The following is a 26,859-nucleotide window of genomic DNA, read 5'->3' as shown; positions in this document are numbered from 1 at the left end:
GCGGCCCCGACGGTCCAGGGGACAGCCATGCCCATTTCCGGTTCCACCGGCCGCCGCTCGACCGCCCTCGCGGTCGCCGCGGCCGCCGCCCTCTTCGGCACGATGGCCCTCCCGGCCACCGCCGAGGCCCACGGCCGGGGCCACGACAAGCCCAAGTACGAGGACCTCCAGCTCCTCGCCATCAACGACTTCCACGGCAACCTGGAGCCCCCGGCCGGCTCCTCGGGCACGGTCAACGAGATCGACCCGGCCACCGGCAAGACCGTCGCCACCCCGGCCGGCGGCGTCGAGTACCTGGCCACCGCGCTGCGCGACGCCCGCAAGGGCCACCGCAACAGCCTCACCGTCGCGGCCGGCGACATCATCGGCGCCAGCCCGCTGGTCTCCGGCCTGTTCCACGACGAGCCGACCATCGAGGCGATGAACAAGATCGGCCTCGACGTCACCTCGGTGGGCAACCACGAGTTCGACGAGGGCTCGGCCGAGCTGCTGCGGATGCAGAACGGCGGCTGCCACCCGACCGACGGCTGCTACGAGAAGGGCCGCAAGTTCAAGGGCGCGGACTTCCCGTACCTGGCGGCGAACGTCACCAGCGAGAAGACCGGCCGGACGCTGCTCAAGCCGTACTGGGTGACGAACGTCCACGGCGTCAAGGTCGGCTTCATCGGCGTGACCCTGGAGGGCACCCCGAACATCGTCACCGCCGCCGGCGTGCAGGGCCTCAAGTTCGGCAACGAGGTCGCCACCGTCAACAAGTACGCCGCCGAGCTGAAGCGGCAGGGCGTCAACTCGATCGTCGCGCTGATCCACGAGGGCGGCCTGCCCGCCAGCAACGTGTACAACTACGACTGCGGCCCGGCCGGCGCGGGCGTCTCCGGCCCGATCGTGGACATCGCCCGGAACATCGACCCGGCCGTCGGGGCGATCGTCACCGGCCACACCCACAACTCGTACGCCTGCATGATCCCGGACCCGAACGGCGTGCCCCGCTCGGTCACCAGCGCCGCCTCGTTCGGCCGCCTGTACACCGAGATCGACCTCAAGCTGGACAAGCGCAGCGGTGGCATCGTCCGCCCGACGGTCACCGCCGCCAACCACGTCGTGCGCCGCGACGTGCCGAAGGCGCCGGACCTGACCGCGCTGCTCGACCGGTACACCAAGCTGGCCGCGCCGATCGCCAACCGGGCCACCGGCTACATCACCGCCGACATCAACGGCCGCGGCTCCACCGCGCTGGAGAAGCCGCTCGGTGACCTGATCGCCGACGCCCAGCTGGCCGGCCTCTCGCCCGCCGACAAGGGCGGCGCGCAGGTGGCGTTCATGAACCCCGGCGGCATCCGCGCCGACCTGGTGTACAAGGCCACCGGCGGCGAGGGCGACGGCGTGGTGACCTACGGCGAGGCGTTCGCCGTCCAGCCGTTCACCAACATGATGCAGGTCAAGACGCTGACCGGCGCCCAGCTGGTGCAGGTCCTCCAGCAGCAGGTCTCCGGCGCCAACGAGGCCGCCCCGAAGGTGCTGCAGATCTCCTCGAACCTGCACTACACCCTCGACCTGAACCAGGCCGGCGCGGCCCGGGTGGTCGTCGACTCGATCCGCCTGAACGGCGCGCCGCTCGACCCGAACGCGAGCTACCGGGTCGCCGCCAACGAGTTCCTGGCCGGCGGCGGCGACGGCTTCCCGGCCTTCACCGCCGGCACCGACAAGCTCGTCGGCGCCTCCGACCTGGACCTGTTCAACGCCTACCTGACCGGCCACAGCTCGGCGGGCGCGCCGATCGCCCCGCCGGCCGCCGACCGGATCAAGGTCGTCGGCGTCGGCGAGGACAACAGCTGACCCCGGCGCGGTGACGGGGCGGGGCACCGGCGGTGTCCCGCCCCCCGTGCGTCCCCGGTCCGTCCTCAGCCCGTCCTCAGCGCGGCTCGGCCGGCTCCCCCGGCAGCACCACCACCGCCTGCGCCCCCGGCCCGCCGTGCGGGGCCGGACCCAGCGAGACCTGCCCGCCGGTGTCCCGCACGGTCTGCGCCACGATCGACAGCCCCAGCCCCGAACCCGGCAGCTGACGCGAGGACGGCGACCGCCAGAACCGGTCGAACACGTACGGCAGTTCCTCCGCCGGGATGCCGGGCCCGTGGTCCCGGACCGTCAACCGCCCGTCCCGCAACGACACTTCGATCGTCCCGGCGGGCGGCGAGTACTTCACCGCGTTGTCCAGCAGGTTGATCACCGCCCGCTCCAGCGCCGCCGGGTCCCCGTGCACGTACCAGGGCCGCACGTCCGTCTCGAAGGTCAGCGACGGCCCGCGCAGCCGCCCCCGCTCCAGCGCCCGCCCCACCGTCTCGTGGAACGGCACCACCGTCCGCACCGCCTCCGGGTTCGGCGTGTCCGGCCGGGACAGCTGCAGCAGGTCCCCGATCAGCACGGTCAGCTCCTGCATCTGCGCCTTCATGTTCCCCAGCATCCGGGCCCGCGTCTCGGCGGGCAGCGCCCGCCCCTGCGCGTCCGACCGGATCAGCAGGTCGACGTTGGTCCGCAGCGAGGTGAGCGGCGTGCGCAGCTCGTGCCCGGCGTCGGCGATCAGCCGGGTCTGCCGCTCGCGGGAGTTGGCGAGCGCGGTCGACATCGAGTTGAACGAGGTGGCCAGCCGGGCGATCTCGTCCTTCCCGTTGACCGGGATGGTGGTGCCGACCTCCTCGGTCCGGGCGATGTGCTCGACCACGTCGGTGAGCTGGTCGACCGGCTTGAGCGCGGAGCGGGCGACGACCCGGCCGGCGATCCCGGCCCCGACCACGCCGAGCCCGGCGACACCGGCCATCAGCAGGGCGAGGGAGTTCAGCGAGTCCTGGACGTTCTTGATCGGGGTGGCGGTCAGCAGGACCGCCCGCTTGCCGTCCACGGTGGCGGGGAGCAGCCGGATCATCGCCGGCGTGCCGTCGGTGTACTCTCCCTCCCGGTAGCCCGGATGGCTGAGCGTGCCCGGATTGTCCAGGTCGGAGGGCTTGCTGTCGAGCGCCCGGGTCGAGCCGAGCGGGAAGCAGACCTGGGCGGAGGTCATCACCTGGGTGTCCCACTTGTTCTGGTGATACCGGTCGGTGGAAGCCGGGACCATTGCCAGGGCCTCGTCGGCGGTGGTCCCGCAGTAAGCGCGGGGCTCGAACTGCCCGGGTTGGTCGCGCCCCGGCGGCACCGGCTGCGGTGCGTCCGCCAGGTTGGTCCTGACCTGCTGGTAGAGCGTGTCGCGGACCAGGAACCAGCACGCCGCCGCCGCGACCGCGATCGCCACCGCCACCGCGGCGGCCGTGAGCACGGCCAGCCTGCTCCGCAGCGGCTTGCCGCGGAACCACCCCGTGAGCCGGCCGATCGGCTTCACGCCGCGGCGCCGGTCGCGGCGCGCAGGGCGTAGCCGACGCCGCGGACGGTCTGGATGATCCGGGGCATGCCGTGCTGCTCGGTCTTGCGGCGCAGGTACATGACGTAGACGTCGAGGGAGTTGGAGGAGGGCTCGAAGTCGAAGCCCCAGACGGCCTTGAGGATCTGTTCCCGGGTCAGTACCTGGCGCGGGTGGGAGAGGAACATCTCCAGCAGCATGAACTCGGTGCGGGTGAGCTCGATGGGCGTGCCGTCCCGGGTGACCTCGCGGGTGGCGGTGTTCATCCGCAGGTCGCCGAAGGCCAGCACCTCGCCGCCGTCCTCGTCGGCGGCGGTGCGGGCGGCGGCCTCCGCGGCGAGCGCGTTGCGGCGCAGCAGGGCGCGGACCCGGGCGAGGAGCTCGTCGAGTTCGAAGGGCTTGGCGAGGTAGTCGTCGGCGCCGACGTCGAGGCCGGTGACGCGGTCGCCGACGGCGTCGCGGGCGGTGAGCATCAGGACGGGCACGGTGTCGCCGCGGGAGCGCATCCGGCGGACGGCGGTGAGGCCGTCCATCCGGGGCATCATGATGTCCAGCAGCACCAGGTCGGGGCGGTCGCGTTCGACGGCGGCCAGGGCCTCGTAGCCGTCGGTGGCGGTGGCGACCTGGTAGCCCTCGAAGGCGAGGCTGGATTCCAGCGCGTCGCGCAGCGCGGGTTCGTCGTCGACCACGAGGACGCGGGCGCCGCCGCCCGGGGCCTCGGCGGGGGTGCGGTCGTCGGCGGGGGGAGTCATCGGCTCGGGGCCCTTTCTGAGTCCGGTGCGGTCCTGGCCATTGTCCGTCGGGTGGGACGGATCGGGGGAGACGGCCGGCGGGGGTCGGTCGGCGGGGTGCGGTCGGCGGAGGCGGTCAGACCGTCCTGCCGGCCTGCATCTGGGACAGCACCTGCTTGACGCTGTTGATCGGGATGGCGAAGCCGAGCCCGACGCTGCCGGCGTCGGAGCTGCCGCCGGAGCCGGAGCCGCTGCCGGAGTACATCGCCGAGTTGAGGCCGATGACCTGGCCGGCGGTGTTGATCAGCGGGCCGCCGGAGTTGCCGGGGTTGAGCGCGGCGTCGGTCTGCAGGGCCTGGTAGGTGGCGGTGTCGGCGGAGGAACCGGACGAGCCGCCGGAGCCGGAGGAGCCGCGCCGGCCGGGCAGGTCGGGGAAGCCGAAGCCGCCGTTGTTGCTGGTGGTGCTCTCGTCGACCTGGACGGAGACCTGCCGGTTCTTGGCGGAGACGATGCCCGAGGTGACGGTGCCGGTCAGCCCCTCGGGGTTGCCGATGGCGACCACCGAGTCGCCGACGGCGGTGCTGTCGGAGTCGCCGAGGACGGCGGTGGTCAGGCCGCTGACGCCGGAGGCGGTGATGACGGCGGTGTCCAGGGACTTGTCGGTGCCGGTGACGGTGGCGGGGGCGGTGGAGCCGTCCTGGAAGGTGACGGTGGTCTGGCCGCCGCCGCTCACCGCGCCGGAGACGACGTGGTAGTTGGTGAGGATCTGGCCGTCGGCGGTGAGCACCACGCCGGTGCCGGTGGCGGTGCCGCCGCTGGTCTTGACGGTGATCTGCACGACGGCGGGGGAGACCGCGGCGGCGATCGCCGAGACGTTGGCGCTGCCGTCGGCGTTCGCGGAGACCGGGCGCACCAGGGTGCTGCTCGCGCCGGTGGTGCCGGAGCGGTCGCCGACCAGGGCGCCGCCGCTGACGCCGCCGACCAGGGCGGCGATCGCGGCGACGGCGGTGACCAGGGCGAGCCGGCTGCGCAGCAGGCCGCGGCGGGCGCGGTGCCCGGCGGGCGGCTGCTGGTCGGCACCGGCACCGGCACTGGCGGCGGCCCCGGCACCGGCGGCGGGGGCCGCGGGCGGCAGCGCCGGGTAGGCGGCCTCCTGATAGAGCGGGTACGGCTGCTCCGCCGGGTGCGCGGGGACGGTGGGCGGCTGCGGCGCGAGCCGGCCCGCGCCGCCGTCCTGGGGGTGGGGCTCCTGGGTGTTGCGGTGCTGGTCGCTCATGACGACCACGTTCCGCGCGGTTCATGAAGACCGGATGAGAGGGTGGTACAGGTTCCCCGAGAAGCGCGTCAGCTTCTCATAAAGCCTGGTCAGGCGGGAGATCCGGCCCGGTCGCCGGCGCAGCCGCAGGAACGCCGCACGACCAGGCGCGACGGGAACTTGCGGACCCGCTCGGTGTCGCTGCCGGGCACCATCAGCGAGTCGTCGAGGACCAGGTCGACGGCGGCCCGGGCCATCGCGTCCCGGTCGGAGGCGACGGTGGTCAGCGGCGGGGAGGCGAAGGCGGCCTCGGGGATGTCGTCGAAGCCGGCCACCGCGAGGTCCTCGGGGACGCGCAGGCCGAGTTCGGTGGCGGCCCGCAGCACGCCGATCGCCTGGTCGTCGGTGGAGCAGAAGATCGCCGGCGGGCGCCGGTCGGAGCCGAGCAGCTCCAGCGCGACCTGGTAGGCGCCGTAGCGGTGGAACGGGGCGTCCACCAGGTACGGCTCGGTGGGCAGGCCGTGCGCGGTCATGGCCAGCTCCCAGCCGGCCACGTGGTCGATCACCGGGTCGCCGGGGGCGGGGGACTCGACCGGGCCGCCGAAGCAGGCCACGTACGGGTGGCCGTGCTCCTCCAGCAGGTGGCGGACGACCAGTTCGGAGCCGCCGACGTCGTCGGTGACCACGGCGACGTCGTCGATCGCCTCGGGGCGGCGGTGCAGCAGCACCACCTTGGCGCCCTCCATGGCGGCGAACTCCTCGGCGGCGCGCTGCGAGGGGCCCTGGCTGACCAGGATCAGGCCGGAGACCCGCATCCCGAGGAAGGCCCGGACGTAGTGCACCTCGCGGTCGTCCACGTAGTCGGAGTTGCCGATCAGCACCAGCTTGCCGCGCTCGGAGGCGGCGCGTTCCACGGCGTGCGCCATCTCCGCGAAGAACGGCTGCCGGGCGTCGGGGACGACCATGCCGATCAGGTTGGTGCGCCGGGAGGCCATCGCCTGGGCGACCGAGTTCGGCCGGTACCCGAGCTGCTCGATCGCGGCGAGCACCTTCTCCCTGGTGGCCGGGGCGACCGGCCGGGGACCGTTGTTGATCACATAGCTGACGACCGCGGTCGAGGTGCCAGCCAGTCGGGCTACGTCGTCGCGCGTCACCTTGGCCACGGGGGGAGTCTACGCGGGTGGTTCGCCGGTCCGGCCCGGGGTGACACCTGGTGGGACGGCGGTTTCGGGAGCGATCCGGGCAAAGCCGGGCGAGTGTTTCCGCGGTGCGGCCCGCCCGGCCGTGCGTCAGTGCTCGCGGGCGGCGCCGGTGCGGTTCGGCTCGGCCCGCTCCGGCCCCTTCTCGGGCCGCTCGGGCACCACGAACCGGTAGCCGACGTTGCGGACGGTGCCGATCAGCTGCTCGTTCTCGACCCCGAGCTTGGCCCGCAGCCGGCGGACGTGGACGTCCACGGTGCGGGTGCCGCCGAAGTAGTCGTAGCCCCACACCTCCTGGAGCAGCTGGGCCCGGGTGAAGACCCGGCCGGGGTGCTGGGCCAGGTACTTGAGCAGCTCGAACTCCTTGAAGGTGAGGTCGAGGACGCGGCCCTTGAGCTTGGCGGAGTAGGTGGCCTCGTCGACCGAGAGGTCGCCGTTGCGGATCTCCATCGGGCTGTCGTCGGTGGCCGCGTTCAGCCGCCCGAGGGCCAGCCGCAGCCGGGCCTCGACCTCGGCCGGTCCGGCGGTGTCGAGCAGCACGTCGTCGATGCCCCACTCGGCGGTGACGGCGGCGAGGCCGCCCTCGGTGACCACCAGGATCAGCGGGCTGCCGATGCCGGTGGAGCGCAGCAGCTGGCACAGGCTGCGGATCTGCGGCAGGTCGCGCCGGCCGTCCACCAGGATCACGTCGGCGCTCGGGGTGTCGACCAGGGCGGACCCCTCGGCGGGGGCCACCCGGACGCTGTGCAGCAGCAGCCCGAGGGCGGGCAGCACCTCGGCGGAGGGTTGCAGGGCGTTCGTCAGCAGGAGCAGAGAACTCATACCCGGTTAGTCCCCTTTCCGGGTCGTCGCGGTCGCGGCCGCCGGGGAGAGCGGTGGCCGCGGTACAGGGTGGGGGGAACGCCGACCGGGTCGGCGGGGGCGTCGGCGGGCGGCGCGGCGGTGGCTCGCCCGGGGTCCCGCAACCCCTGGCGTCCCGCTGGTGCCCCGTCCATCGGCGTACCCTCCGGTCTGGTCCCGTCCCGGGGTGCGCACCTCGTCGTGCGGCCCGCGGCGGTGGTGTTCCGGCGGCGGGTGCGGGTGGGGCACCGTTCGCAAGAACGTCCGTATGGCGTCCTGAAAGCACGAAAGGACCCGGGGGCGACTCTGCCCGGATCCCTCATCGGGTTCGAGGATAGCCGACCGGCTGCGGCCTGGGGAGAGGCGCGGGCGGGGCGCGCGGCAGCGATCGGCGCTCCGGGCCGTGGGGCGCGCCGCTCCGGCGGGGCGGCGCGGCCCGGGGGGTTTGCCTCCGGGTGGGGGGAGCGCGCGATGATGGGGGCCGCACCGGCCGCACCGTACGTGTACCCCGATTCCACGGGTGGGCCGGCCGGCACCGGGCCGGCCGCCGTACCGGGCGAGGACCGTCGAGAGGGGTTGCCGTGACCGCGACCGCCGAAGCACGCACCGCCGCCGGGGAACCCGCCGCCGCCGGCTCACCCGGACGAGTGAGCGGGACGGTGCGCTACTGGGCCGCCGCCAAGTCCGCGGCCGGCCGGGCCGAGGAGGCCATCGAGGCCGCGACGCTGGCCGGGGCGCTGGCCGCGGTGCGCGCCGCGCACGCCGACCGGCCGGAGCTGCTGCGGCTGCTGGGGGTGTGCTCGTTCCTGCTGGACGGCGAGCAGACCGGCGGCCGGGACCACGCCGGGGTGCCGCTGTCCGCGGGCTGGACGGTCGAGGTGCTGCCGCCGTTCGCCGGAGGCTGATCACCGGTTCCCCGGCTGCCGTTCCGGAACTGGGGCATGCGTGCGATCGTCCCTATGTCCGTAGCCCGAATGCCGTTCGTCTCCGAACGGACGTCGGATCGACCGTCTGCTGGGGGAGTGCGATGCACGGCTCGGTGAAGTTGCTGATCGGCCTGGGGGTGGTGGCCGGGCTGCTGGTCGGCGCCGACCGGATAGCCGTCGGGGTCGCGGAGGACCAGGCGGCGGACGCGGCCGTCTCCTCGGGCTGGATGACCACCAAGCCGGACGTCAGCATCGACGACTTCCCGTTCTTGACCAGCGCGCTGGCGGGCGAGCTGGACAAGGTCACGATGAGCTCGGACGGGATGACCGTGACCGACGGCCGCGAGACGGTGACCGTGCACGCCTTCCGGGCCGACCTGTCGGACGTGAAGTTCACCGACTCCTACCGGGGCGTCACCGTCGGGCACGGCGACGGCCGGGGCGTGATCGACTACCGGGACCTGTCGAAGTTCATGGTGGGCGGCGGCCGGCTCACCCTGGCGTACGCGGGCCCGGGCAAGGTGAAGGCCGAGGTGCCGGGCGGCTCGGTCGAGGGCCGACTGCGCAGCGAGGGCAACCAGGTGATCGTGGACAACCTCCAACTCACCGGCGCGGCCTCCAAGTTGAACGGCCTGGCCGGCGACCTGCTGAAGCCCCAGCGGTTCGCCCTGACCGGCCTGCCGACCGGCCTCGCCCTGGCCGAGGCCACCCCGGAGCAGGACGGCGTCCGGCTGCGCTTCACCCTCGCCCCCGGCACCACGCTCGGCCACTAGCGTCCGCTGGGCGAGACGGGCTGTCCAGGCCGGCCGTCGGAACGCCCCGAATCACCCGTCCGCCCGGTCCCCGCACCGGGCCCGGGCCGCTCCGGCCGAGGGCGGAAATCGGTAAATCCCACCATGCGGATGATCCGGTCTCAACATTCGACACAATGATGACAGCGCCCCCTCCGAGTCCCTAGCATCGTGGTCATGAAGCGACAGGCGGACCTCACGAAGCGGCGGGCGGTAGACCACTGCCGCGTGTCGAGCTGCCTGTGTCGAATGCGCTGACCCGGCGGTCGCGCCCCGTACTCCCGGCACGTCCGCCCCGCTCCGACGCCGCGAACCGGTAGCCACGGGCACCGGTGCGTCCGGAGCGGCGAGAACCCCACCGATCCACCCCGGCCGAAGCCGCACCCACCTCCGTCCCAGCATGCGGACGGACGTGCGGACGCGCACGGCCCGGAGCACTCCCGAAGCCTTCCGCCAACCGCCCCCGGATGGAGAACCCACATGAGCCGCAGCGACGTCCTGGTCGACGCCGACTGGGTCCAGGCCCACCTGGACGACCCGAAGGTCGTCATCGTCGAGGTCGACGAGGACACGGCCGCCTACGACAAGAACCACATCCGCAACGCGGTCCGGATCGACTGGAAGAAGGACCTCCAGGACCCGGTCCGCCGCGACTTCATCGACCAGGCCGGCTTCGAGGCGCTGCTGTCCGCCAAGGGCATCGCCAACGACGACACCGTGGTCCTCTACGGCGGCAACAACAACTGGTTCGCGTCCTACGCCTACTGGTACTTCAAGCTGTACGGCCACGGCGACGTCCGCCTGCTGGACGGCGGCCGCAAGAAGTGGGAGCTCGACTCCCGCGAGCTGGTCGTCGAGCAGCCCGAGCGGGCCGCCACCCAGTACACCGCGCAGCCGGCCGACTCCTCGATCCGCGCCTTCCGCGACGACGTGGTCAACGCGATCGGCAGCCTGAACCTGGTCGACGTCCGCTCGCCCGACGAGTTCTCCGGCAAGCTGCTCGCCCCGGCCCACCTCCCGCAGGAGCAGTCGCAGCGCCCGGGCCACGTCCCGTCCGCCAAGAACATCCCGTGGGCGAAGAACGCCAACGACGACGGCACCTTCAAGAGCGACGACGAGCTCAAGGCGCTCTACGAGGCCGAGGGCGTCGACCTGGCCACCGACACCATCGCGTACTGCCGGATCGGCGAGCGCTCCGCGCTCACCTGGTTCGTGCTGCACGAGCTGCTCGGCCAGGAGAACGTCAAGAACTACGACGGTTCGTGGACCGAGTACGGCAGCCTGGTCGGCGTGCCGATCGAGCTCGGCAACTGAGCTCCGGCTCGCACGACGGCAAGGACGAGGGAGACAGACATGTGCGGTGCGAAGGCCGGCGGCCCGGACCTGGCAGGAGTTGACGTGGCCAACGAGACGATCATCCAGGGTTCCGTGACCCGCAACGACGAGCCGGTCAACGGCTACGTGCGGCTGCTCGACGAGAACGGCGAGTTCACGGCCGAGGTCCCGACCTCGGCGACCGGCCAGTTCCGGTTCTTCGCCCGCCCGGGCAAGTGGACGCTGCGGGCCCTGGTGCCCGGCGCCACCGTGGACCGCCAGGTGGTCGCCACCCAGGGCGAGTTCACCGAGGTCGCGATCGCGGTCTGAGACGACCGCACTAGGCGGTGCACCGCGGGGCCCCGGCCGTCTTCAACGGCCGGGGCCCCGCGGCCTACCCTGGAGGGGTGCAGGCACATCGACGGCACGTGCGCTACTTCGTGATGATGGGCGTCTGCCTGACCCTGTTCGTCCTCGCCTGGGGCGTGGTGCGCTTCTGGTCGGTCGGCGCCGCCATCGGCATGTGCGCGGTCGCCATGGTGATCCCGCCGGTGGCCGCCGTCCTCGCCAACCGGCGCGACCGCGACGACGACTGGTGGAACGACCCGCGCTGGGACGACCCGCGCTGGGAGCGGCGCGGCCACGACCGGGACGCGCCGGACCGCGAGCCCCCGGAGGAGCGTCAGTAGACCAGCGCCCGGGCGTCGTCCGCCATCACCTCGGACAGGAACACCTGCGCGCCGGCGATCCGCACGCCCTCGATCACGTCGGCCTGCGCGATGTCCCGGCGCGCCGCGCACTGGGTGCACAGGGTGACGCTCCCGGCCGCCAGGACGGCCTCCAGCAGGTCCGGCAGCGGCGCGGAGTGCGGCAGCTCGAACTCGGCGGCCCTCCCGGGCAGGGCGAACCAGGCGGACTCGCCGGTCAGCCAGAGCGAGACCGGCACGCCGCTGGCGACGGCGACCGAGGCGACCGTGAAGGCCTGCGAGCAGCGTTCGGGGGCGTCCGCCCCGGCGGTGACCTTGATGACCAGCTTCTTCGACATGCCCCAGAGACTACGGGCGCGAGGGGCGCCGGATAGACTCGCGCCGTACCACAGCCCGTCGAACCCGCCCCTGGGAGCGCACCGTGTCCGGTCTTGAGATCTTCTTCGACAGCCTGCTGGCTCTGATGGCCGTGCTGATCACCTGGTTCGCCATCTTCTCCGTCATGAAGCTCTACCAGGGCCAGCGCTGACGACTGCCGTACGGTTGACCCGGTAACCGTCCGACGACACCAGCCAGGACCATGATCGAGATTCCTTCCGACCTCCACCGCGACGTCGTCCCGCTCGCCTTCCTCCTCGGCACCTGGGAGGGCGCGGGCGTCCACGACTTCCCCGGCAGCGAGAAGTGCAACTTCGGCCAGGAGATCGTCTTCCGGCACGACGGCCGTCCCTTCCTGGAGTTCCGCTCCCGCACCTGGGTGCTGGACGAGCAGGGGGAGAAGGTCCGCCCGCTGGAGACCGAGCACTCCTTCTGGCGGGTGACCAGCAACCAGCACGGCACCAGCGGCGAGCGCGAGATCGAGGTCTCCTCGGTCCGCGACGACGGCACCGTGGAGATCTGGTACGGCAAGCTGCACGACGGCAAGCCGCAGATCGACCTGGCCACCGACGCGGTCGCCCGGATCGAGGACGCGGCCCCGTACAGCGGCGGCAAGCGGCTCTACGGCCTGGTCAAGGACGAGCTGCTCTGGGTCGGCGAGAAGGCCGCCCCCGAGGTGCCGCTGCGGCCGTACATGTCCGCGCAGCTGAAGAAGGTGCTCAACCCGGCGCAGCTGATCCACGACATCAACGACCTGCCGGACGACGGGATCGCGTTCTTCCGCTGATCCGCCGTCCGGGCACGAAGCGGGGACCGGCCGGGCGGCCGGTCCCTACACTTGTCGGCACGACCTCTCACCGGGCAGGGACACACGTGGCGAACAGCGAGAGCACCGACTGGAAGTCCGACCTGCGCGAGCGCGGCTACCGGCTGACCCCGCAGCGCCAGCTCGTGCTGGAGGCCGTCGACGTGCTCGACCACGCCACCCCGGACGAGATCCTGGGCCAGGTCCGCAAGACCGCCAGCGGCGTCAACATCTCCACCGTCTACCGGACGCTGGAGCTGCTCGAGGAACTCGGCCTGGTCTCGCACGCGCACCTCGGCCACGGCGCCCCCACCTACCACCTGGCCGGCCGGCACACCCACCTGCACCTGGTCTGCCGGGACTGCGACCGGGTCACCGAGACCGACACCGAGATCGCCGCCCCGCTGATCGACAGCCTGCGCACCGAGCACGGTTTCGACACCGACCTCAAGCACTTCGCCATCTTCGGCCGCTGCGCGGACTGCACCGCCAAGCTGGCGGACGGGCAGCCGTAGGGCCGACCGGCACGTGGGCCGAGAGCCGGCACGTGGGACGAGAGCCGTCACGCGGGGACGAGAAGCCTTCGGCCCGCGACGCCGTCCTCCCGCGACGCCGTCCTCCCGCGCCGGTCGGTCTAGGCTGGCGGGTATGAAGAGCCCGCTGCTTGCCCTGCCCGGCGCCGTCCCGGCCGAAGGTCCCGACGAGGGGGTCGCCGCCCACTACGGCGACCTGTTCCGCGAGCAGCGCGCGCTGGCCGCCGGACGCGGCTTCGCCGACCTGTCGCACCGCGGCGTGATCACCGTGACCGGCCCGGACCGGCTGAGCTGGCTGCACCTGCTGCTCACCCAGCACGTCAGCGAACTGCCGCCGCAGCGGGCCACCGAGGCGCTGGTGCTCTCCCCGAACGGGCACGTGGAGCACGCGCTCTACCTGGTCGACGACGGGGAGACCACCTGGATCCACGTCGAGCCCGGCGGCGCGCCCGCGCTGGTGAAGTACCTGGAGTCGATGAAGTTCTGGAACCGGGTCGAGGTCGCCGACGCCACCGAGCGGTACGCGGTGGTCTTCCTGCCGGCCGGCTCCACCGCCCCGGTCGAGCGCGCCGCCGCGGTACGCGAACTGCCGTGGGGCCGCGACGTGTTCCTGCCGCGGGCCGAACTGGCCGCGGCGGCCGAGGAGTTCGGCCCGGCGGCGGGCGTCTGGGCGTACGAGGCGCTGCGGGTCGAGGGGCACCGGCCGCGGCTGGGCTTCGAGACCGACCACCGGACCATCCCGCACGAGGTGGACTGGCTGGACAGCGCGGTGCACCTGCAGAAGGGCTGCTACCGGGGCCAGGAGACGGTCGCCCGGGTGCATAACCTGGGCCGGCCGCCGCGCCGGCTGGTGTTCCTGCACCTGGACGGCACCGAGGAGAAGCTGCCCGCGCACGGCACCGAGGTCCGGGTCCAGGGCCAGGAGCGGCCGGTCGGCTTCGTCACCTCCTCGGCCCGGCACCACGAGCTCGGCCCGATCGCACTGGCCCTGGTCAAGCGCAACACCCCGGTGGACGCGGTACTGCTGGCCGACGGCGTGCCGGGCACCCAGGACGTGATCGTCCCGGCCTGAGGGGCCTTCGCCTCCGTGAGGGCGTCTCGCCTCCGCGAGGGGGCTTCGCTCGTGTGACACCCTCTCACTCTCGGAAGGTGCCCTCACTTCCACGATGGACTCTCACTCCTGCGACAGGCTCTCGCTCCCGCGAGGGGATCAGGTCTCCAGCAGGACGGTGAACGGCCCGTCGTTCACCAGCGACACCTGCATGTCGGCGCCGAACCGCCCGGTCGCCACCTCGGCGCCCAGCGCGCGCAGTTCGGCCACCACGGCGTCCACCAGCGGTTCGGCGACCGGGCCGGGGGCGGCGGCGTTCCAGGTGGGGCGGCGGCCCTTGCGGGCGTCGCCGTAGAGGGTGAACTGGCTGATCACCAGGAGCGGGGCGCCCAGCTCCGAACAGGACTGCTCGGGGCTGCCCGGGAACAGCCGCAGCGTCCAGAGCTTGCTGGCCAGTCGGGCGGCCTGCCCGGGGGTGTCCTCGTGGGTGACACCGACCAGGACGCACAGGCCCGGCCCCTCGATCGCGCCGACCGTCTCGCCGTCCACCGTCACGGCCGCCCGGGCGACCCGCTGCACCACTGCTCGCATGCCGCCATTGTGCCGGTGCGCCCACCCGGGGGGCGCACGGCCTCCGGTTGCGCGCCGGGGTCGCGCATGGTGCGCCCCGATTCGTGCAGGTGAGCCGGTGGCGCGGATTCTTCGTACTAGCCAGGGGTGTTCGCCAGGGGGCCGTTCGGGTACTCGGGCGTGCGGCGCCGGGGCCCGGGGTGGCACGCTGTGCGACGGTCCGGGGCCACCCGGTCCCCGCCGGGGCGTCCGCCGTCCCGGCGAACCGCGTCACCCGCACGAGTGGCAGCGCCCGCCGGGGGGAACCCTGGAGGACGGGCGGCCCGTGCTACCGGCGGGCACTGGTACTACGGCAGGTGGTCGGATTGATGGACGTGAGCGCGGTCGACGGGCTGGCCGGCCTGGCCCTGGAGGAACTGCGGGTGCTCCGCCGGGACGCGCTGGAGCAGGAGGCCGACCTGTCCTACCTGCGCCGCCTGCTGCACGGCCGGATGGACATCCTGCGGGCCGAGCTCCAGCGCCGGGAGATCCCGCTGACGGGCGCGAGCGAGGCCCAGTGCGCGCTGCTGGACCGGCTGCCGGCCATCCTCGCCGACGCCCCGTCCGCGACCCGCCGCCCGGCCCGGCACCTCACCCTCGGCCCGCCGCGCGGCGAGCGCTACCGGCGGGAGGCGGACGCCCTGATGGGCGACGTCCAGCTGGCCGACCTGTCCGCGCACGCCACCGCCGACCTGCTGGCCGCGATCGAGCGGCTCGACGTGCACCAGCGCGAGGTCTCCGGCCGCCGCCACGCGCTCCAGCGCACCGCGGACGACTGCGGGGCGGAGATCACCCGCAGGTACCGTGAGGGGGAGGCCCGGGTCGACGACCTGCTCGGCGAGCGCTGAGCGGGGCGGACGCGGCCGGGGTCCACCCACCCTCACCGCACCCGCCCTGGAGAACCACCCGTGTCGCAGCCCGCCCTGCCCGCCCTCGCCGAGGTCATACGCTCCGGCTTCACCGAGGGCCGCCACCGCGGTTCGCTGGTCCTGCTCGACGCCGACGGCGCCGTCGAGTACGCGCTCGGCACCCCCGAGCTGCCGGTCTACCCGCGCTCCACCGCCAAGCCCTTCCAGGCGGTGGCCACCCTCCGGGCCGGCCTCGACCTGCGCGGCGAACAGCTCGCGCTGGCCGCCTCCAGCCACTCCGCCGAGCCCTTCCACCGCGCCGCCGTCCGCCGGGTGCTGGCCGACGCCGGCCTCACCGAGTCCGCCCTGCGGCTGCCCGCCGACCTCCCGCTGGACCCGGTGGAGGCCGAGGAACTGCTGCGCTCCGGCGGGGAGCGCGCCCCGATCCTGATGGACTGCTCCGGCAAGCACGCCGCCTGGCTGGCCGCCTCCGCCGCCAACGGCTGGGACCTGCCGACCTACCTCGACCCGTCCCACCCGATCCAGGTGCTGGCCCGCACCGCCCTGGAGCAGGCCACCGGCGAACCGGCCGCCCACCTGGGCACCGACGGCTGCGGCGCCCCGCTGCTGGCCGTCTCGCTCACCGGCCTGGCCCGCGGCTACCGCGCCCTGCTGCTGGCCGACCCCGGCACCGAGCGGCGCCGGGTCGCCGACGCGATGCGCGCCCACCCCGAGTACGTGGCCGGCACCCGCCGGGCCGACACCTGGCTGATGCGGGCGGTGCCCGGGGCGCTGTCCAAGATGGGCGCCGAGGCCGTCCAGGTGGTGGCGCTGGCCGACGGCCGGGCCCTCGCCTTCAAGGTCGAGGACGGCGCGGAGCGCGCCCGCGGCCCGGTGCTGGCCGCCGCGCTGCGCCGGCTGGGCGTCCAGGACCCGGTGCTGGACCGGATCGCCGCCGCCCCGCTGCACGGCGGCGGGAACGTGGTCGGCGAGGTCCGCGCGGCGTTCTGAGCGTCCGTCGGCGCCCGGGTCGAGCCCCGGTCGAGCCCCGGGTCGGGGCCCCGCCGGCGCCGCGGCCGACGCCCCGTCGGCGGAAGCCGGGATGCCCGGGGCGGCGCTTCGGTGCACGGTGGACGGCGGGGGAGCCACCCGTCGCCGCACAGGGAGAGACCGCCATGACTGACCACACCTACCGGGTCACCGAGATCGTCGGGTCCTCGCACGAGGGCGTGGACGTCGCGATCCGCAACGGCCTCGCCCGGGCGAACCGGACGCTGCGCAACCTGGACTGGTTCGAGGTGGTCCAGGTCCGCGGCCACCTCAAGGACGGCGAGGTCGAGCACTACCAGGTCGGCCTCAAGGTCGGCTTCCGGCTCGACGACAACGACGGCGCCTGAGGACCGTCCGGGCGCAGCGGGAACGCAGCGGGAGCGCGGCGGGAACACCCCGGGAGCGCCACCGGGAAGCAGCAGGGGCGGGAGCCCGGAACTCCGGACTCCCGCCCCTGCGCGTGCGGTGCGGGCCACCCCGGGGGGTGTCACGGCTCAGTGGCCGCCCTGCTCCTCCAGGCGCTTGATCGAGGCCGTGATCTCGGCCTCGGCCTCGGCGCGGCCGACCCAGTCGGCGCCCTGGACGGACTTGCCCGGCTCCAGGTCCTTGTAGACCTCGAAGAAGTGCTGGATCTCCAGGCGGTCGAACTCCGACACGTCCTGGAGGTCCTGGAGGTGCGACCAGCGCGGGTCGGTCGCCGGGACGCACAGCAGCTTGTCGTCGCCGCCGGCCTCGTCGGTCATGTGGAACATGCCGATGGCGCGGCACTTGATCAGGCAGCCCGGGAAGGTCGGCTCCTCCAGGATGACCAGCGCGTCCAGCGGGTCGCCGTCGTCCGCGAGGGTGCCCTCGACGTAGCCGTAGTCGGCCGGGTAGCGGGTCGAGGTGAAGAGCATGCGGTCCAGCCGGAGCCGACCGGTCTCATGGTCGACCTCGTACTTGTTGCGCGAGCCCTTCGGGATCTCGATCAGGACGTCGAACTCCAACGGTTCCTCCAAGGGTTGGGACTGACAGAATCAAGTGTCTCCTACGGCGGGGTGTGCTCGGGAAAGGGGCCGGTCGGTGAGAGCAGGGACAGGGGCGGGACGCGGGCGCAGAGCCGCCCTGGCAGCCGCGCTGGGGGTGGTGCTGGCCGCCGGGACCCTGGCCGCCGACCCGGCACCGGCCCAGCCCACGGCGGGTGCCGGGACGAGTCGGCCCGCCGAGGACGGCCACGGCCGGAGCGAGGACCGGCAGGGCGGCGACGGCGGCGACCACGGCGACGGTGGCGACCACGGCGGCGGCGACGGCGGCAAGGGCGACGGCCGGCAGCACCGGGACGACCGGCACCGGGCCGTCCCGGTCAAGGGCCCGGTGCTGGCCGAGGGCGACGCCGCCGACAGCAGGGCCCCGACCGGCGACGGGCTGCGCACCGCGCTCGGCGGCACCGTCCAGGACAAGGCGCTGGGCACCCTGAACTTCGCGGTCGCCGACGCCGCCACCGGGGAGTTCCTGTTCGGCGCGCAGGAGACCGCCCCGGCCACGCCCGCCTCCACCACCAAGCTCGCCACCGCGGTCGCCGCCCTGGCCCTGCTGCCCGCCGAGCGCCGGATCGCCACCACCGTGGTCCGGGGCGCCGCCCCGGGCGAGATCACCCTGGTCGGCGGCGGCGACCCCACCCTGACCGCCCTGCCCGCCGACCAGGTCCGGATCGGCGGCCTGCCCGTCGACCCGGACAGCGCCCCCGCCTCGATGGCCGAGCTGGCCCACCGCACCGCCACCGCGCTCAGGGCCGCCGGCACCACCGAGGTGCGGCTCTCGTACGACACCTCGCTCTACACCGGCCCGCTGCTGCACAAGGACCACGACGCGATGAACATCGCCGCGGTCACCCCGCTGATGGTCGACGAGGGCCGGATCGACCCGCGCTCGCCTGACGAGGCCCCGGCCCGGGTGTTCGACCCCGCCGGGCAGGCCGCCGACTCCTTCGCCGGCTTCCTCGGGGCGGAGGGCGTCACCGTGCAGGGCAAGCCCGCCGCGGCCACCGCGCCCGCCACCGCGCCCGCCGGCATGGCCGCGGGCACGGCCACGGGTACGGCCGCCGCGACCGAACTGGCCCGGGTGGAGTCGCCGACGATCGGGCGGCTGGTCGAGCGGATGCTCACCACCTCCGACAACACGCTGGCCGAGGCGGTCGCCCGGCAGGCCGCGATCGCCGCGCAGCAGCCCGCCAGCTTCGAGGGCGCGGCGAAGGCGGTCAGCACCGAACTGGCCGGGCTCGGAGTCCCGTTGGACGGCGTGGTGCTCACCGACGGCAGCGGCCTGGCCAAGGCCAACCTGATCCCGCCGATCACCCTGGTCAAGCTGCTCGCCGCGGCCGCCGCCCCCGCCCACCCGGAGCTGCGCCCGGTGATCACCGGCCTCCCGGTCGCCGGATTCTCCGGCACCCTGGTGAACCGTTTCGGCGCGAAGTCTGGCGCGGCGGAGGCCGCCGGCATCGTCCGCGCCAAGACCGGCACCCTCCAGGGCGTCAACACCCTGGCGGGCACCGTGGTCGACGCCGACGGCCGCGTCCTGGCCTTCGCCCTGATGACCCGCACCGACGCCGACCCCACCGCGGCCCGCGCCGCCGTCGACCGCATCGTCGCCAGGATCGCCGCCTGCGGCTGCTGACCCCGCCGGCCCACACGCCGCACAGCGGCTCCGGGGCGGTGCCGGGGCGGCTGCCTCCCCGGGCGGGCGCGGTGTCCCGCGGACGGCGGCGCGAGGACCGGTCGCCGCGGCCTCGCGTGGTCCGGGCGGTGCCGGGGTGACCCGGCCGCCCGGGGAGGCAGCCGCCCCGGCGCGGGCGCACCGCCCCGCGGGCCGCTGTGCGGCGGGTGGGCCGGGGCCGGGGTGCTCCCGGTGTCCGGCGGCGGAGCGTTGACGGGGTGTCACGGCACGGAGCGGCGAGGGTGCGCGCCTCCCCCGGGCGGGGGTGAGCACGTACGGTGAAGGCATGACGAGCGCGAGCGGCAGTGCGGAGATGGTCGACTGGAATCTCGCCGTGGCGACCGCGGTGCGGCTCGCCCGGCCGGGGCCGCGGATCGGGCGGGACGAGGCCCGGGCGGCCGTCGCCGAGTTGCGCCGGCACGCGGCGGAGGCCGAGCGGCACGTGCGCGAGTACACCCGGATGGGGTCGACCGGGGTGGCGGGCACGCCGGTGCTGGTGGTGGACCGGCCGGGCTGGGTGCGGGCCAACGTGGCGGGCTTCCGGACGGTGGTGCGCCCGCTGACCGAGAAGCTGGCGGCCCGCCGGGAGGGCGGCGGCCGGGGTGCGGCGGCGGCCGGTTCGGCGGGGGCGAAGGCCACCGGGGTGGAGGTCGGCGTGGTGCTGGCCTTCCTGTCGGCGAAGGTGCTCGGCCAGTACGAGACCTTCGCCCCGGCCGAGCTGCCGAGCGCCCCGGACAGCCCGGAGGGCCTGTTCGACCAGCCCCGGCGCGGTCTGGCCGCCCCGCCCGGGCGGCTGCTGCTGGTGGCGCCGAACATCGTCCAGGTGGAGCGCGAACTCGACGTCGCCCCACGCGACTTCCGGCTCTGGGTGTGCCTGCACGAGGAGACCCACCGGACCCAGTTCACCGCGGTGCCGTGGCTGCGCGACCACATCCAGTCCGAGGTGCAGGAGTTCCTGGCGCAGACCGACGTCGACCCGGCGGCCTTCCTGGAGCGGCTGCGCGAGGCGCTCGGCGGCCTGCCGCTCCCGGGCCTGGGCGGCCGGCGCGGGGACCGCGCGGGCCGGGAGGGCGCGCCCAGCGTGACCGACCTGGTGCAGACGCCCGCGCAGCGGGAGATCCTGTCCCGGCTGACGGCGGTGATGTCGCTGCTGGAGGGCCACGCGGACGTGGTGATGGACGGGGTGGGGCCCGCGGTGGTGCCCTCGGTGGCGGAGATCCGGGAGAAGTTCCAGCGCCGCCGCGACCGCGGCAGCGGCCGGCTCGACCTGGCGCTGCGCCGGCTGCTCGGGATGGACGCCAAGCTGCGGCAGTACCAGGACGGCGCGGTGTTCGTCCGGGGCGTGGTGGAGCGGGTCGGGATGGACGGCTTCAACCGGGTCTGGACCTCGCCGAACACGCTGCCCACCAAGGAGGAGATCCACGACCCGGCGTCCTGGGTGGCCCGGGTCACCGGCTGACCGGCCGACCGGGCCACCGGCTGACCGGCCGGGTCCGTCCGGACCGGCCGGGCCCGGTCCCGACCGGTCCCTCCGTCCGGTGAGTCGTACACCTGAGGCAGCCGTAACGTTTCTCCATTCACCCGTACGTGGGACGGTGAATCCGCCGTTGGCGCGGGTGGCGTGGGCGGTGGCCGGATTCTGCGACCATCTGTGAGCGCCTGGTGACCGAGAGCTGACAGGCGGCCGACACCACCCTCCCTCCGCCAAGGAGTGCCAACCATGGGCCCACACCCCGCTGTCGCGGCGATACGCCTCGCCGTCCGCCGTACCCTCGCCGAACTCGCCGCGGAGGCGGGTGTCGTCCCCGGCGGGCAGGCCCGCCCGCGGACGCCCGCGCCCGTGCCGGTGCCCGCGCTGGCCGGCACTGCGACGGTGCCCGGCACGCTGATCGGCAACGCCCGCCGGCACCCCTCCGGCCTGCCCCGCACGCCCGCCGCACCAGGCTCCCCGCTGGTGCTGGTGGCGGTCTCCGGCGGCGCCGACTCGATGGCGCTGGCCACCGCCACCGCCTTCGAGGCCCCCAAGCTCGGCCTGCGGGTCGGCGCGGTCACCGTCGACCACGGCCTGCAGGCCGGTTCGGCCGAGCGGGCCGAGCAGGTCGCCGCCCGGCTGCGCGAGCTCGGCCTGGACCCGGTGGAGGCGGTCGCCGTCCGGGTGGGCCGCGAGGGCGGCCCGGAGAACGCCGCCCGGGACGCCCGCTACGCCGCGCTCGACCTGGCCGCCGAGCGGCACGGCGCGCTCGCCGTCCTGCTCGGCCACACCCGCGACGACCAGGCGGAGACCGTGCTGCTGGGCCTGGCCCGCGGCTCCGGGGCCCGCTCGCTGGCCGGGATGCCCGCCCAGAAGGGCCGCTACCGCCGCCCGCTGCTGGAGCTGGACCGGGCCGCCACCCGGCGGGCCTGCGCCGCGCAGTCCATCCCGGTCTGGGACGACCCGCACAACACCGACCCGGCGTACACCCGCTCCCGGGTCCGGCACGAGGTGCTGCCGGTGCTGGAGAAGCACCTGGGCGGCGGCGTGGTGGAGGCGCTGGCCCGCACCGCCCGGCTGTTCCGCGACGACGCCGACGCCCTCGACCAGTGGGCCGCCCTCGCCGAGCGCGACCTGCGCTCCCCGGAGGGCGCCCTGGACGTGGGCAAGCTCGCCGAACTGCCCCCCGCGGTCCGCCGCCGGGTGCTGCGCCGGGCCGCGCTGCGCGCGGGCTGCCCGGCCGGCGACCTGTTCGCCCGGCACCTGGAGAGCGTGGACCTGCTGGTCACCGGCTGGCGCGGCCAGGGCCCGCTGCACCTACCCGGGGGCGTCGAAGCCGTGCGCCGGTGTGGCACGCTGGTGTTTCGGCGGCAGGGCGACTGAGCACGAACAGGTCGTACCGCCGCCGCCGAACCCCGACCCCGAACGTTTGAGGACGTATCCCCGGTGGACCAGAACGACATGGGCGCAGACCTCGCGAAGGTGCTCATCAGCAAGGACGAGATCGACGCCAAGCTGGTGGAGCTGGCCGCGCGGATCGACCAGGACTACGCGGGTAGGGACCTCCTGCTGGTGGGCGTCCTCAAGGGCGCCGTGATGGTGATGGCCGACCTGGCCCGGACGCTGCACAGCCAGGTCACCATGGACTGGATGGCCGTCTCCTCGTACGGGATGGGCACCAAGTCCTCCGGCGTGGTGCGGATCCTCAAGGACCTGGACACCGACATCGCCGGCAAGGACGTGCTGATCGTCGAGGACATCATCGACTCCGGTCTGACGCTGTCCTGGCTGCTCGGCAATCTGGGTTCGCGCGGCCCGGCCTCGCTCAAGGTCTGCACCCTGCTGCGCAAGCCGGACGCGGCCAAGGTGGAGATCGACGTCGAGTACGTCGGGTTCGACATCCCCAACGAGTTCGTGGTCGGCTACGGCCTGGACTACGCGGAGAAGCTGCGCAACCTGCCGTTCATCGGCACGCTCGCGCCCCACGTGTACGGCGGCTGAACCGTTCGGGCGACGGGTGGGAACAGTGCCCCGTTCCCACCCGTTGTGCGGGGGTAGGAAAATAGACCGCACCGTGGTGCGATCCCGCCGGGACCGGGGGTCGCTGCGGTACGGTCCAATCAAACGCTCGTCTTACGAGCACATATCGGATGCGCCGAGGCCCCACAGCCGAGCAGCGCCCGTTGAACTGGCAGGAGGGACGGGGCGGTGACGCCCCGCATGGATGGACGTCAAGCGATACTTCCGTGCGCCGATCATGTGGGTCGTGCTGGCCGCCCTCGCCGTGTTCGCGTTGATGGAGCTCGTCTCGGATTCGAGCGGCTACAAAACTGCGGACACCGGGCAGATCGTCAGCGCCATCGACAACAACCAGGTGAAGTCGGCGCAGCTCACCACCGGTGACTCGAACCTCATCAAGATCCAGCTGCAGGACGGCCAGAAGCTGAAGGCCGGCTCGAACGGCAAGTCGCCGTCCGGCACCCGCTTCCAGGCCTCCTACACCGGCGAGCAGCAGGCCGCCGATCTGGCCAAGACCCTCCAGGACAAGTACGCCGGCGGGCAGATCGCCGACGGCTACACGGTCAGCCCCGAGAAGCAGTCGACGATCGTCAGCCTGCTCTTCTCGATGCTCCCGATCGTGATCATCGTCCTGGTCTTCCTGTTCCTGATGAACCAGATGCAGGGCGGCGGCTCCCGGGTCATGCAGTTCGGCAAGTCCAAGGCCAAACTGCTCACCAAGGACACCCCGAAGACCACCTTCGCGGACGTCGCGGGCGCCGACGAGGCGGTCGAGGAGCTCCACGAGATCAAGGAGTTCCTCCAGGAGCCGGCCAAGTTCCAGGCGGTCGGCGCCAAGATCCCCAAGGGCGTGCTGCTGTACGGCCCGCCCGGCACCGGCAAGACCCTGCTGGCCCGCGCCGTCGCGGGCGAGGCGGGCGTGCCGTTCTACTCGATCTCGGGCTCCGACTTCGTCGAGATGTTCGTCGGCGTCGGCGCCAGCCGGGTCCGCGACCTGTTCGAGCAGGCCAAGGCGAACGCCCCGGCGATCATCTTCGTCGACGAGATCGACGCCGTCGGCCGGCACCGCGGCGCGGGCCTCGGCGGCGGCCACGACGAGCGCGAGCAGACCCTCAACCAGCTGCTGGTCGAGATGGACGGCTTCGACGTCAAGGGCGGCGTCATCCTGATCGCCGCCACCAACCGCCCCGACATCCTGGACCCGGCGCTGCTGCGCCCCGGCCGCTTCGACCGGCAGATCGCCGTCGACCGCCCGGACCTCCAGGGCCGACTGGACATCCTCAAGGTGCACCAGAAGGGCAAGCCGATCGCGCCGGACGTCGACCTCTCGGCCGTCGCCAAGCGCACCCCCGGCTTCACCGGCGCCGACCTGTCGAACGTGCTGAACGAGGCGGCGCTGCTCACCGCGCGCTCCGAGAAGAAGCTGATCGACAACCAGACGCTGGACGAGGCGATCGACCGCGTCGTGGCCGGTCCGCAGAAGCGCTCGCGGATCATGTCCGAGAAGGAGAAGAAGATCACCGCGTACCACGAGGGCGGCCACGCCCTGGTCGCGGCGGCCTGCAACTACTCCGACCCGGTGCACAAGATCACCATCCTGTCCCGGGGCCGCGCCCTGGGCTACACGATGGTGCTGCCGGACGAGGACAAGTACTCGACCACCCGCAACGAGATGCTCGACCAGCTGTCCTACATGCTGGGCGGCCGGGCGGCGGAGGAGCTGGTCTTCCACGACCCGACCACCGGCGCCTCGAACGACATCGAGAAGGCCACCGCCACCGCGCGGGCCATGGTCACCCAGTACGGCATGAGCGAGCGCCTGGGCGCGATCAAGTTCGGCACCTCCGACTCCGAGCCGTTCCTCGGCCGTGAGATGGGCCACCAGCGCGACTACTCGGAAGAGGTCGCCGGGCTGGTGGACGAGGAGGTCAAGAAGCTGATCGAGACCGCGCACAACGACGCCTGGGAGATCCTGGTCGAGAACCGGGACGTGCTGGACAACCTGGTGCTCGAACTGCTGGAGAAGGAGACGCTGAACAAGGAGCAGATCGCCGAGATCTTCACTCCGGTGATCAAGCGTCCCCCGCGTCCGGCCTGGACCGGGTCGGCCCGCCGCACCCCGTCCACCCGGCCGCCGGTGCAGTCGCCGAAGGAGCTGGCGCTGACCAACGGCGCCGCGCCGACCGTGGACCCGGTCGACATCGTGAAGCTCCCGCCGGTCGACGGCGGCCAGGTCGAGAGCTGACCGGGCCGACCACCAGTTCGGAATGGATGCCGCGTTTCCGGGGTTTGTACCCTGGAGGCGCGGCATTCGTGCTGCGCCGACCCTCTCCACCCCCTTGACCGAGATTTCCCGACTGACGAGCAGCGAGGCACGCATGATCGATCCGGTGACGCTCGACGGTGAGTCCCCCGTCCGCGAGTTCGACCAGAAGCGGGCCGAGAACGCCGTCCGCGAGCTGCTCCTCGCCGTCGGGGAGGACCCGGACCGCGAGGGCCTGCTGGAGACCCCGGCCCGGGTGGCCCGCGCCTACCGGGAGATATTCGCCGGCCTGTGGCAGCAGCCGGAGGACGTGCTGACCACCACCTTCGACCTCGGCCACGACGAGATGGTGCTGGTCAAGGACATCGAGGTGTACTCCACCTGCGAGCACCACCTGGTGCCGTTCCGCGGCGTCGCGCACGTCGGCTACATCCCGTCCACCAGCGGCAAGATCACCGGCCTGTCCAAGCTGGCCCGGCTGGTCGACGTGTACGCCCGCCGGCCGCAGGTGCAGGAGCGGCTGACCAGCCAGGTCGCCGACGCGCTGATGCGCATCCTGGAGCCGCGCGGCGCGATCGTGGTGTTCGAGTGCGAGCACATGTGCATGTCGATGCGCGGCATCCGCAAGCCCGGCGCCAAGACGCTCACCTCCGCCGTCCGCGGCCAGCTGCGCGACCCGGCCACCCGCAACGAGGCGATGAGCCTGATCATCGGCGGTCGCTGACACGCCGTCGGCCCGCTGACCGGGGCGCCACCCGCAGGGGTGGCGCCCCGGTGCGTCTCCGGGGCGGGGGCTCAGGAGTGCGGCTCGCGGTCCGGCGGCGGGGCGAGGTGGTCGCCCAGCCACTCCAGGGTGGCGGGCAGCTCGCGCCGCCAGGTCTCGAAGGAGTGCCCGCCGTCGGGCAGGAAGATCGAGTCCACCTTCAGCTCGGGGTGGGCCGCGGACACCTGCCGGGCCGCGGCCAGGAACCGCTCGGTGGCCGCGAAGTCGGCCTCGGCCCGGGTGGAGACCAGCAGCAGGTCGGCCCGCGGCGCGGGCAGGTTCCTCAGCCGCCAGGTCAGGTCGGACCGCCGGGCGGCGTCCTGGTCGCCGCGGAACAGGTCGCCGTCCGTCCAGCGGTCGTTCGGGACGGTGTAGTCGGCGTGCATCCCGGCCGCGGTCCGGAACGTGCCGGGGTGCCGCATCGCCAGCCGCAGCGCGCAGGACCCGCCGGTGGAGTAGCCGAACACGCCCCAGGAGTCCGCCGAGCGGCTGACCCGGTACGCGGAGCGGACCGCCGCCGGGACGTCCTCGGCGAACCAGGTCTCCGCCTTCGGCCCGCCCGGGACGTCCACGCACTCGGTGTTGCGCGGCGGGGCCACGGTCGGGCGGGCCATCACGATCACGGTCGGCGCCAGCTTCCCGGCCCGCTGCAGTTCGGCGGCGGTCCGCGGCAGCCGCAGCCCCTCGACCAGGTGCAGCGAGGGCCCGGGGTAGCCGGCCAGGGCGAGCAGCACCGGGAAGCGCTCGCGGACGTAGCGCGGGTTGAAGTACTCCGGCGGCAGGTAGACGAAGACCTGGTCGGACAGGCCGGAGGCGGGGCCGGTGATCCGCACCGAGTCGACCCGGCCGACCTCCTCCGGCGGCCCGGCGGGCAGCACCTCCTTGACGGTCTCCAGCCCGCCCTCGTCGGTGGGCCGCACCAGCTGCCCGGTCTCCGGCGCGGCGCCGGGCACCTGCGCGGCGACCGGCGCGAGCGCCGCGGCGCCGGGGTGCAGCAGGTCGTTCCAGGAGCTGTAGAAGCCGTAGGCGTTGTTCACCGACAGCAGCAGCACCCCCAGGACGGCCAGTTGGGTGACCGTCAGCAGGGCGAGCCGGCCGAGCACCGGCAGCGGGCGCTGCCGGGCCAGCCGGGGCCACAGCCACAGGGTGCCGAGCAGGGCGGCCGCGGCCGCCGCGGTCAGCGCGTACACCAACGTCCGGCTGGTCAGCTCCATGCCTTCCGGTCCC

27 protein-coding genes are annotated in these 26,859 nt (G+C 73.6%); 18 read left to right on the top strand and 9 right to left on the bottom strand.

Annotation, left to right across the window (positions count from 1 at the left end; genetic code table 11):
• The first annotated feature begins 27 nt into the window (after positions 1–27).
• Positions 28–1,836: a bifunctional UDP-sugar hydrolase/5'-nucleotidase gene (locus tag K353_RS19240; RefSeq protein WP_199528165.1), complete on the top strand. Its 1,809-nt coding sequence runs from the start codon at positions 28–30 to the stop codon at positions 1,834–1,836.
• Between the two features lie 76 nt (positions 1,837–1,912).
• On the opposite strand, the gene K353_RS19235 is transcribed toward K353_RS19240, so the two are convergent.
• From K353_RS19235 to K353_RS19215, 5 genes are all read right to left on the bottom strand, one after another.
• Complete coding sequence (locus K353_RS19235) at positions 1,913–3,370, bottom strand: cell wall metabolism sensor histidine kinase WalK (RefSeq protein WP_111554829.1); 1,458 nt, start codon at positions 3,368–3,370, stop codon at positions 1,913–1,915.
• A complete protein-coding gene (locus K353_RS19230; RefSeq protein WP_111554828.1) occupies positions 3,367–4,140 on the bottom strand; it encodes a response regulator transcription factor in 774 nt (257 codons plus the stop codon). The genes K353_RS19235 and K353_RS19230 overlap by 4 nt, the downstream gene beginning before the upstream one ends.
• 115 nt (positions 4,141–4,255) lie before the next feature.
• Positions 4,256–5,395, bottom strand: coding sequence for a S1C family serine protease (locus tag K353_RS19225; RefSeq protein WP_305000315.1), 1,140 nt, complete (start codon positions 5,393–5,395; stop codon positions 4,256–4,258).
• Between the two features lie 89 nt (positions 5,396–5,484).
• Positions 5,485–6,537, bottom strand: a complete 1,053-nt coding sequence (locus K353_RS19220; RefSeq protein ID WP_100836850.1) for a LacI family DNA-binding transcriptional regulator — start codon at positions 6,535–6,537, stop codon at positions 5,485–5,487.
• A 126-nt stretch (positions 6,538–6,663) separates the two neighbouring features.
• The gene (locus tag K353_RS19215; RefSeq protein ID WP_111554826.1) at positions 6,664–7,395 is read right to left on the bottom strand and encodes a response regulator transcription factor; all 732 of its coding nucleotides are present in this window, start codon (positions 7,393–7,395) and stop codon (positions 6,664–6,666) included.
• A 677-nt stretch (positions 7,396–8,072) separates the two neighbouring features.
• Here K353_RS19215 and K353_RS19210 point away from each other — a divergent pair.
• The 5 genes from K353_RS19210 to K353_RS19190 all read left to right on the top strand — a co-directional run bounded on the left by K353_RS19210 (position 8,073) and on the right by K353_RS19190 (position 11,133).
• Entirely contained in the window at positions 8,073–8,318 is a 246-nt protein-coding gene (locus K353_RS19210) for a MoaD/ThiS family protein (protein ID WP_111554859.1), read from the top strand.
• A 122-nt stretch (positions 8,319–8,440) separates the two neighbouring features.
• Positions 8,441–9,112, top strand: a complete 672-nt coding sequence (locus K353_RS19205; RefSeq protein ID WP_111554825.1) for a DUF2993 domain-containing protein — start codon at positions 8,441–8,443, stop codon at positions 9,110–9,112.
• 498 nt (positions 9,113–9,610) lie between these two features.
• Positions 9,611–10,444, top strand: a complete 834-nt coding sequence (locus K353_RS19200; protein WP_100836847.1) for a sulfurtransferase — start codon at positions 9,611–9,613, stop codon at positions 10,442–10,444.
• A gap of 39 nt (positions 10,445–10,483) precedes the next feature.
• Positions 10,484–10,774, top strand: a complete 291-nt coding sequence (locus K353_RS19195; protein WP_014137449.1) for a DUF1416 domain-containing protein — start codon at positions 10,484–10,486, stop codon at positions 10,772–10,774.
• Positions 10,775–10,851: 77 nt separating this feature from the next.
• A complete protein-coding gene (locus K353_RS19190; RefSeq protein WP_111554824.1) occupies positions 10,852–11,133 on the top strand; it encodes a DUF3099 domain-containing protein in 282 nt (93 codons plus the stop codon).
• Here the strand turns inward: K353_RS19190 and K353_RS19185 are convergent.
• Complete coding sequence (locus K353_RS19185; protein WP_100836845.1) at positions 11,127–11,489, bottom strand: DsrE family protein; 363 nt, start codon at positions 11,487–11,489, stop codon at positions 11,127–11,129. The genes K353_RS19190 and K353_RS19185 overlap by 7 nt on opposite strands.
• Positions 11,490–11,731: 242 nt before the next feature.
• Here K353_RS19185 and K353_RS19180 point away from each other — a divergent pair, with 242 nt between their 5' ends.
• The 3 genes from K353_RS19180 to K353_RS19170 all read left to right on the top strand — a co-directional run bounded on the left by K353_RS19180 (position 11,732) and on the right by K353_RS19170 (position 13,939).
• A complete protein-coding gene (locus K353_RS19180; protein WP_100836844.1) occupies positions 11,732–12,316 on the top strand; it encodes an FABP family protein in 585 nt (194 codons plus the stop codon).
• Between the two features lie 86 nt (positions 12,317–12,402).
• Positions 12,403–12,849, top strand: a complete 447-nt coding sequence (locus K353_RS19175; RefSeq protein ID WP_111554823.1) for a Fur family transcriptional regulator — start codon at positions 12,403–12,405, stop codon at positions 12,847–12,849.
• Between the two features lie 133 nt (positions 12,850–12,982).
• Positions 12,983–13,939, top strand: coding sequence for a folate-binding protein YgfZ (locus tag K353_RS19170; protein WP_111554822.1), 957 nt, complete (start codon positions 12,983–12,985; stop codon positions 13,937–13,939).
• 138 nt (positions 13,940–14,077) lie between these two features.
• Here the strand turns inward: K353_RS19170 and dtd are convergent, their stop codons facing one another.
• Positions 14,078–14,509 (bottom strand): D-aminoacyl-tRNA deacylase, encoded by a 432-nt coding sequence (dtd, locus tag K353_RS19165; RefSeq protein WP_111554821.1) that lies wholly within the window; start codon positions 14,507–14,509, stop codon positions 14,078–14,080.
• A 347-nt stretch (positions 14,510–14,856) separates the two neighbouring features.
• Between dtd and K353_RS19160 the strand changes: the two genes are divergently transcribed.
• The 3 genes from K353_RS19160 (at position 14,857) to K353_RS19150 (ending at position 16,772) form a co-directional block, all read left to right on the top strand.
• Complete coding sequence (locus K353_RS19160; protein ID WP_199528164.1) at positions 14,857–15,375, top strand: ABC transporter substrate-binding protein; 519 nt, start codon at positions 14,857–14,859, stop codon at positions 15,373–15,375.
• Positions 15,376–15,435: 60 nt separating this feature from the next.
• On the top strand, positions 15,436–16,386 hold the full coding sequence (locus K353_RS19155; protein ID WP_111554820.1) for an asparaginase: 951 nt from the start codon (positions 15,436–15,438) through the stop codon (positions 16,384–16,386).
• 164 nt (positions 16,387–16,550) lie between these two features.
• Positions 16,551–16,772 (top strand): dodecin, encoded by a 222-nt coding sequence (locus K353_RS19150; RefSeq protein ID WP_111554819.1) that lies wholly within the window; start codon positions 16,551–16,553, stop codon positions 16,770–16,772.
• Positions 16,773–16,919: 147 nt separating this feature from the next.
• Here K353_RS19150 and K353_RS19145 read toward each other — a convergent pair whose 3' ends face one another.
• Positions 16,920–17,411 carry an inorganic diphosphatase gene (locus K353_RS19145; protein ID WP_030458155.1) on the bottom strand — a complete coding sequence of 164 codons (492 nt, stop codon included), beginning with the start codon at positions 17,409–17,411 and terminating at the stop codon, positions 16,920–16,922.
• A gap of 76 nt (positions 17,412–17,487) precedes the next feature.
• On the opposite strand from K353_RS19145, the gene dacB reads away from it, so the two are divergent.
• The 6 genes from dacB (at position 17,488) to folE (ending at position 25,593) form a co-directional block, all read left to right on the top strand.
• Positions 17,488–19,077, top strand: a complete 1,590-nt coding sequence (gene dacB / locus K353_RS19140; RefSeq protein WP_146616511.1) for a D-alanyl-D-alanine carboxypeptidase/D-alanyl-D-alanine-endopeptidase — start codon at positions 17,488–17,490, stop codon at positions 19,075–19,077.
• Between the two features lie 325 nt (positions 19,078–19,402).
• Positions 19,403–20,575: a zinc-dependent metalloprotease gene (locus K353_RS19135; protein WP_111554817.1), complete on the top strand. Its 1,173-nt coding sequence runs from the start codon at positions 19,403–19,405 to the stop codon at positions 20,573–20,575.
• Between the two features lie 261 nt (positions 20,576–20,836).
• Entirely contained in the window at positions 20,837–21,970 is a 1,134-nt protein-coding gene (gene tilS, locus K353_RS19130; RefSeq protein ID WP_111554816.1) for a tRNA lysidine(34) synthetase TilS, read from the top strand.
• A gap of 78 nt (positions 21,971–22,048) precedes the next feature.
• A complete protein-coding gene (hpt, locus tag K353_RS19125; protein WP_100838543.1) occupies positions 22,049–22,588 on the top strand; it encodes a hypoxanthine phosphoribosyltransferase in 540 nt (179 codons plus the stop codon).
• Positions 22,589–22,811: 223 nt separating this feature from the next.
• Complete coding sequence (gene ftsH / locus K353_RS19120) at positions 22,812–24,851, top strand: ATP-dependent zinc metalloprotease FtsH (RefSeq protein WP_111554815.1); 2,040 nt, start codon at positions 22,812–22,814, stop codon at positions 24,849–24,851.
• A gap of 133 nt (positions 24,852–24,984) precedes the next feature.
• Entirely contained in the window at positions 24,985–25,593 is a 609-nt protein-coding gene (gene folE, locus K353_RS19115) for a GTP cyclohydrolase I FolE (protein ID WP_111554814.1), read from the top strand.
• Positions 25,594–25,664: 71 nt separating this feature from the next.
• Here folE and K353_RS19110 read toward each other — a convergent pair whose 3' ends face one another.
• Complete coding sequence (locus tag K353_RS19110; protein WP_111554813.1) at positions 25,665–26,846, bottom strand: alpha/beta hydrolase family protein; 1,182 nt, start codon at positions 26,844–26,846, stop codon at positions 25,665–25,667.
• Positions 26,847–26,859 lie beyond the last annotated feature (13 nt).

Origin of the sequence: Kitasatospora sp. SolWspMP-SS2h (assembly GCF_003259315.1) — a bacterium.
In the GTDB taxonomy this organism is placed as follows: domain Bacteria; phylum Actinomycetota; class Actinomycetes; order Streptomycetales; family Streptomycetaceae; genus Kitasatospora; species Kitasatospora fiedleri.
The sequence above is the reverse complement of the archived record's forward strand: the minus strand, read 5'-3'. Positions and strand labels throughout refer to the sequence as shown.

What these genes read in the sequence shown, in the direction of transcription:
- K353_RS19170 (WP_111554822.1), top strand. Translation starts at nt 12,983, where the DNA reads ATGAAGAGCCCGCTGCTTGCCCTGCCCGGCGCCGTCCCGGCCGAAGGT.
- dtd (WP_111554821.1), bottom strand. Translation starts at nt 14,509, where the DNA reads ATGCGAGCAGTGGTGCAGCGGGTCGCCCGGGCGGCCGTGACGGTGGAC.
- K353_RS19240 (WP_199528165.1), top strand. Translation starts at nt 28, where the DNA reads ATGCCCATTTCCGGTTCCACCGGCCGCCGCTCGACCGCCCTCGCGGTC.
- K353_RS19135 (WP_111554817.1), top strand. Translation starts at nt 19,403, where the DNA reads ATGACGAGCGCGAGCGGCAGTGCGGAGATGGTCGACTGGAATCTCGCC.
- K353_RS19195 (WP_014137449.1), top strand. Translation starts at nt 10,484, where the DNA reads ATGTGCGGTGCGAAGGCCGGCGGCCCGGACCTGGCAGGAGTTGACGTG.
- K353_RS19110 (WP_111554813.1), bottom strand. Translation starts at nt 26,846, where the DNA reads ATGGAGCTGACCAGCCGGACGTTGGTGTACGCGCTGACCGCGGCGGCC.
- K353_RS19225 (WP_305000315.1), bottom strand. Translation starts at nt 5,395, where the DNA reads ATGAGCGACCAGCACCGCAACACCCAGGAGCCCCACCCCCAGGACGGC.
- K353_RS19150 (WP_111554819.1), top strand. Translation starts at nt 16,551, where the DNA reads ATGACTGACCACACCTACCGGGTCACCGAGATCGTCGGGTCCTCGCAC.
- tilS (WP_111554816.1), top strand. Translation starts at nt 20,837, where the DNA reads ATGGGCCCACACCCCGCTGTCGCGGCGATACGCCTCGCCGTCCGCCGT.
- K353_RS19180 (WP_100836844.1), top strand. Translation starts at nt 11,732, where the DNA reads ATGATCGAGATTCCTTCCGACCTCCACCGCGACGTCGTCCCGCTCGCC.
- K353_RS19160 (WP_199528164.1), top strand. Translation starts at nt 14,857, where the DNA reads ATGGACGTGAGCGCGGTCGACGGGCTGGCCGGCCTGGCCCTGGAGGAA.
- K353_RS19205 (WP_111554825.1), top strand. Translation starts at nt 8,441, where the DNA reads ATGCACGGCTCGGTGAAGTTGCTGATCGGCCTGGGGGTGGTGGCCGGG.
- K353_RS19230 (WP_111554828.1), bottom strand. Translation starts at nt 4,140, where the DNA reads ATGACTCCCCCCGCCGACGACCGCACCCCCGCCGAGGCCCCGGGCGGC.
- K353_RS19185 (WP_100836845.1), bottom strand. Translation starts at nt 11,489, where the DNA reads ATGTCGAAGAAGCTGGTCATCAAGGTCACCGCCGGGGCGGACGCCCCC.
- ftsH (WP_111554815.1), top strand. Translation starts at nt 22,812, where the DNA reads ATGGACGTCAAGCGATACTTCCGTGCGCCGATCATGTGGGTCGTGCTG.
- K353_RS19215 (WP_111554826.1), bottom strand. Translation starts at nt 7,395, where the DNA reads ATGAGTTCTCTGCTCCTGCTGACGAACGCCCTGCAACCCTCCGCCGAG.
- folE (WP_111554814.1), top strand. Translation starts at nt 24,985, where the DNA reads ATGATCGATCCGGTGACGCTCGACGGTGAGTCCCCCGTCCGCGAGTTC.
- K353_RS19200 (WP_100836847.1), top strand. Translation starts at nt 9,611, where the DNA reads ATGAGCCGCAGCGACGTCCTGGTCGACGCCGACTGGGTCCAGGCCCAC.
- hpt (WP_100838543.1), top strand. Translation starts at nt 22,049, where the DNA reads ATGGGCGCAGACCTCGCGAAGGTGCTCATCAGCAAGGACGAGATCGAC.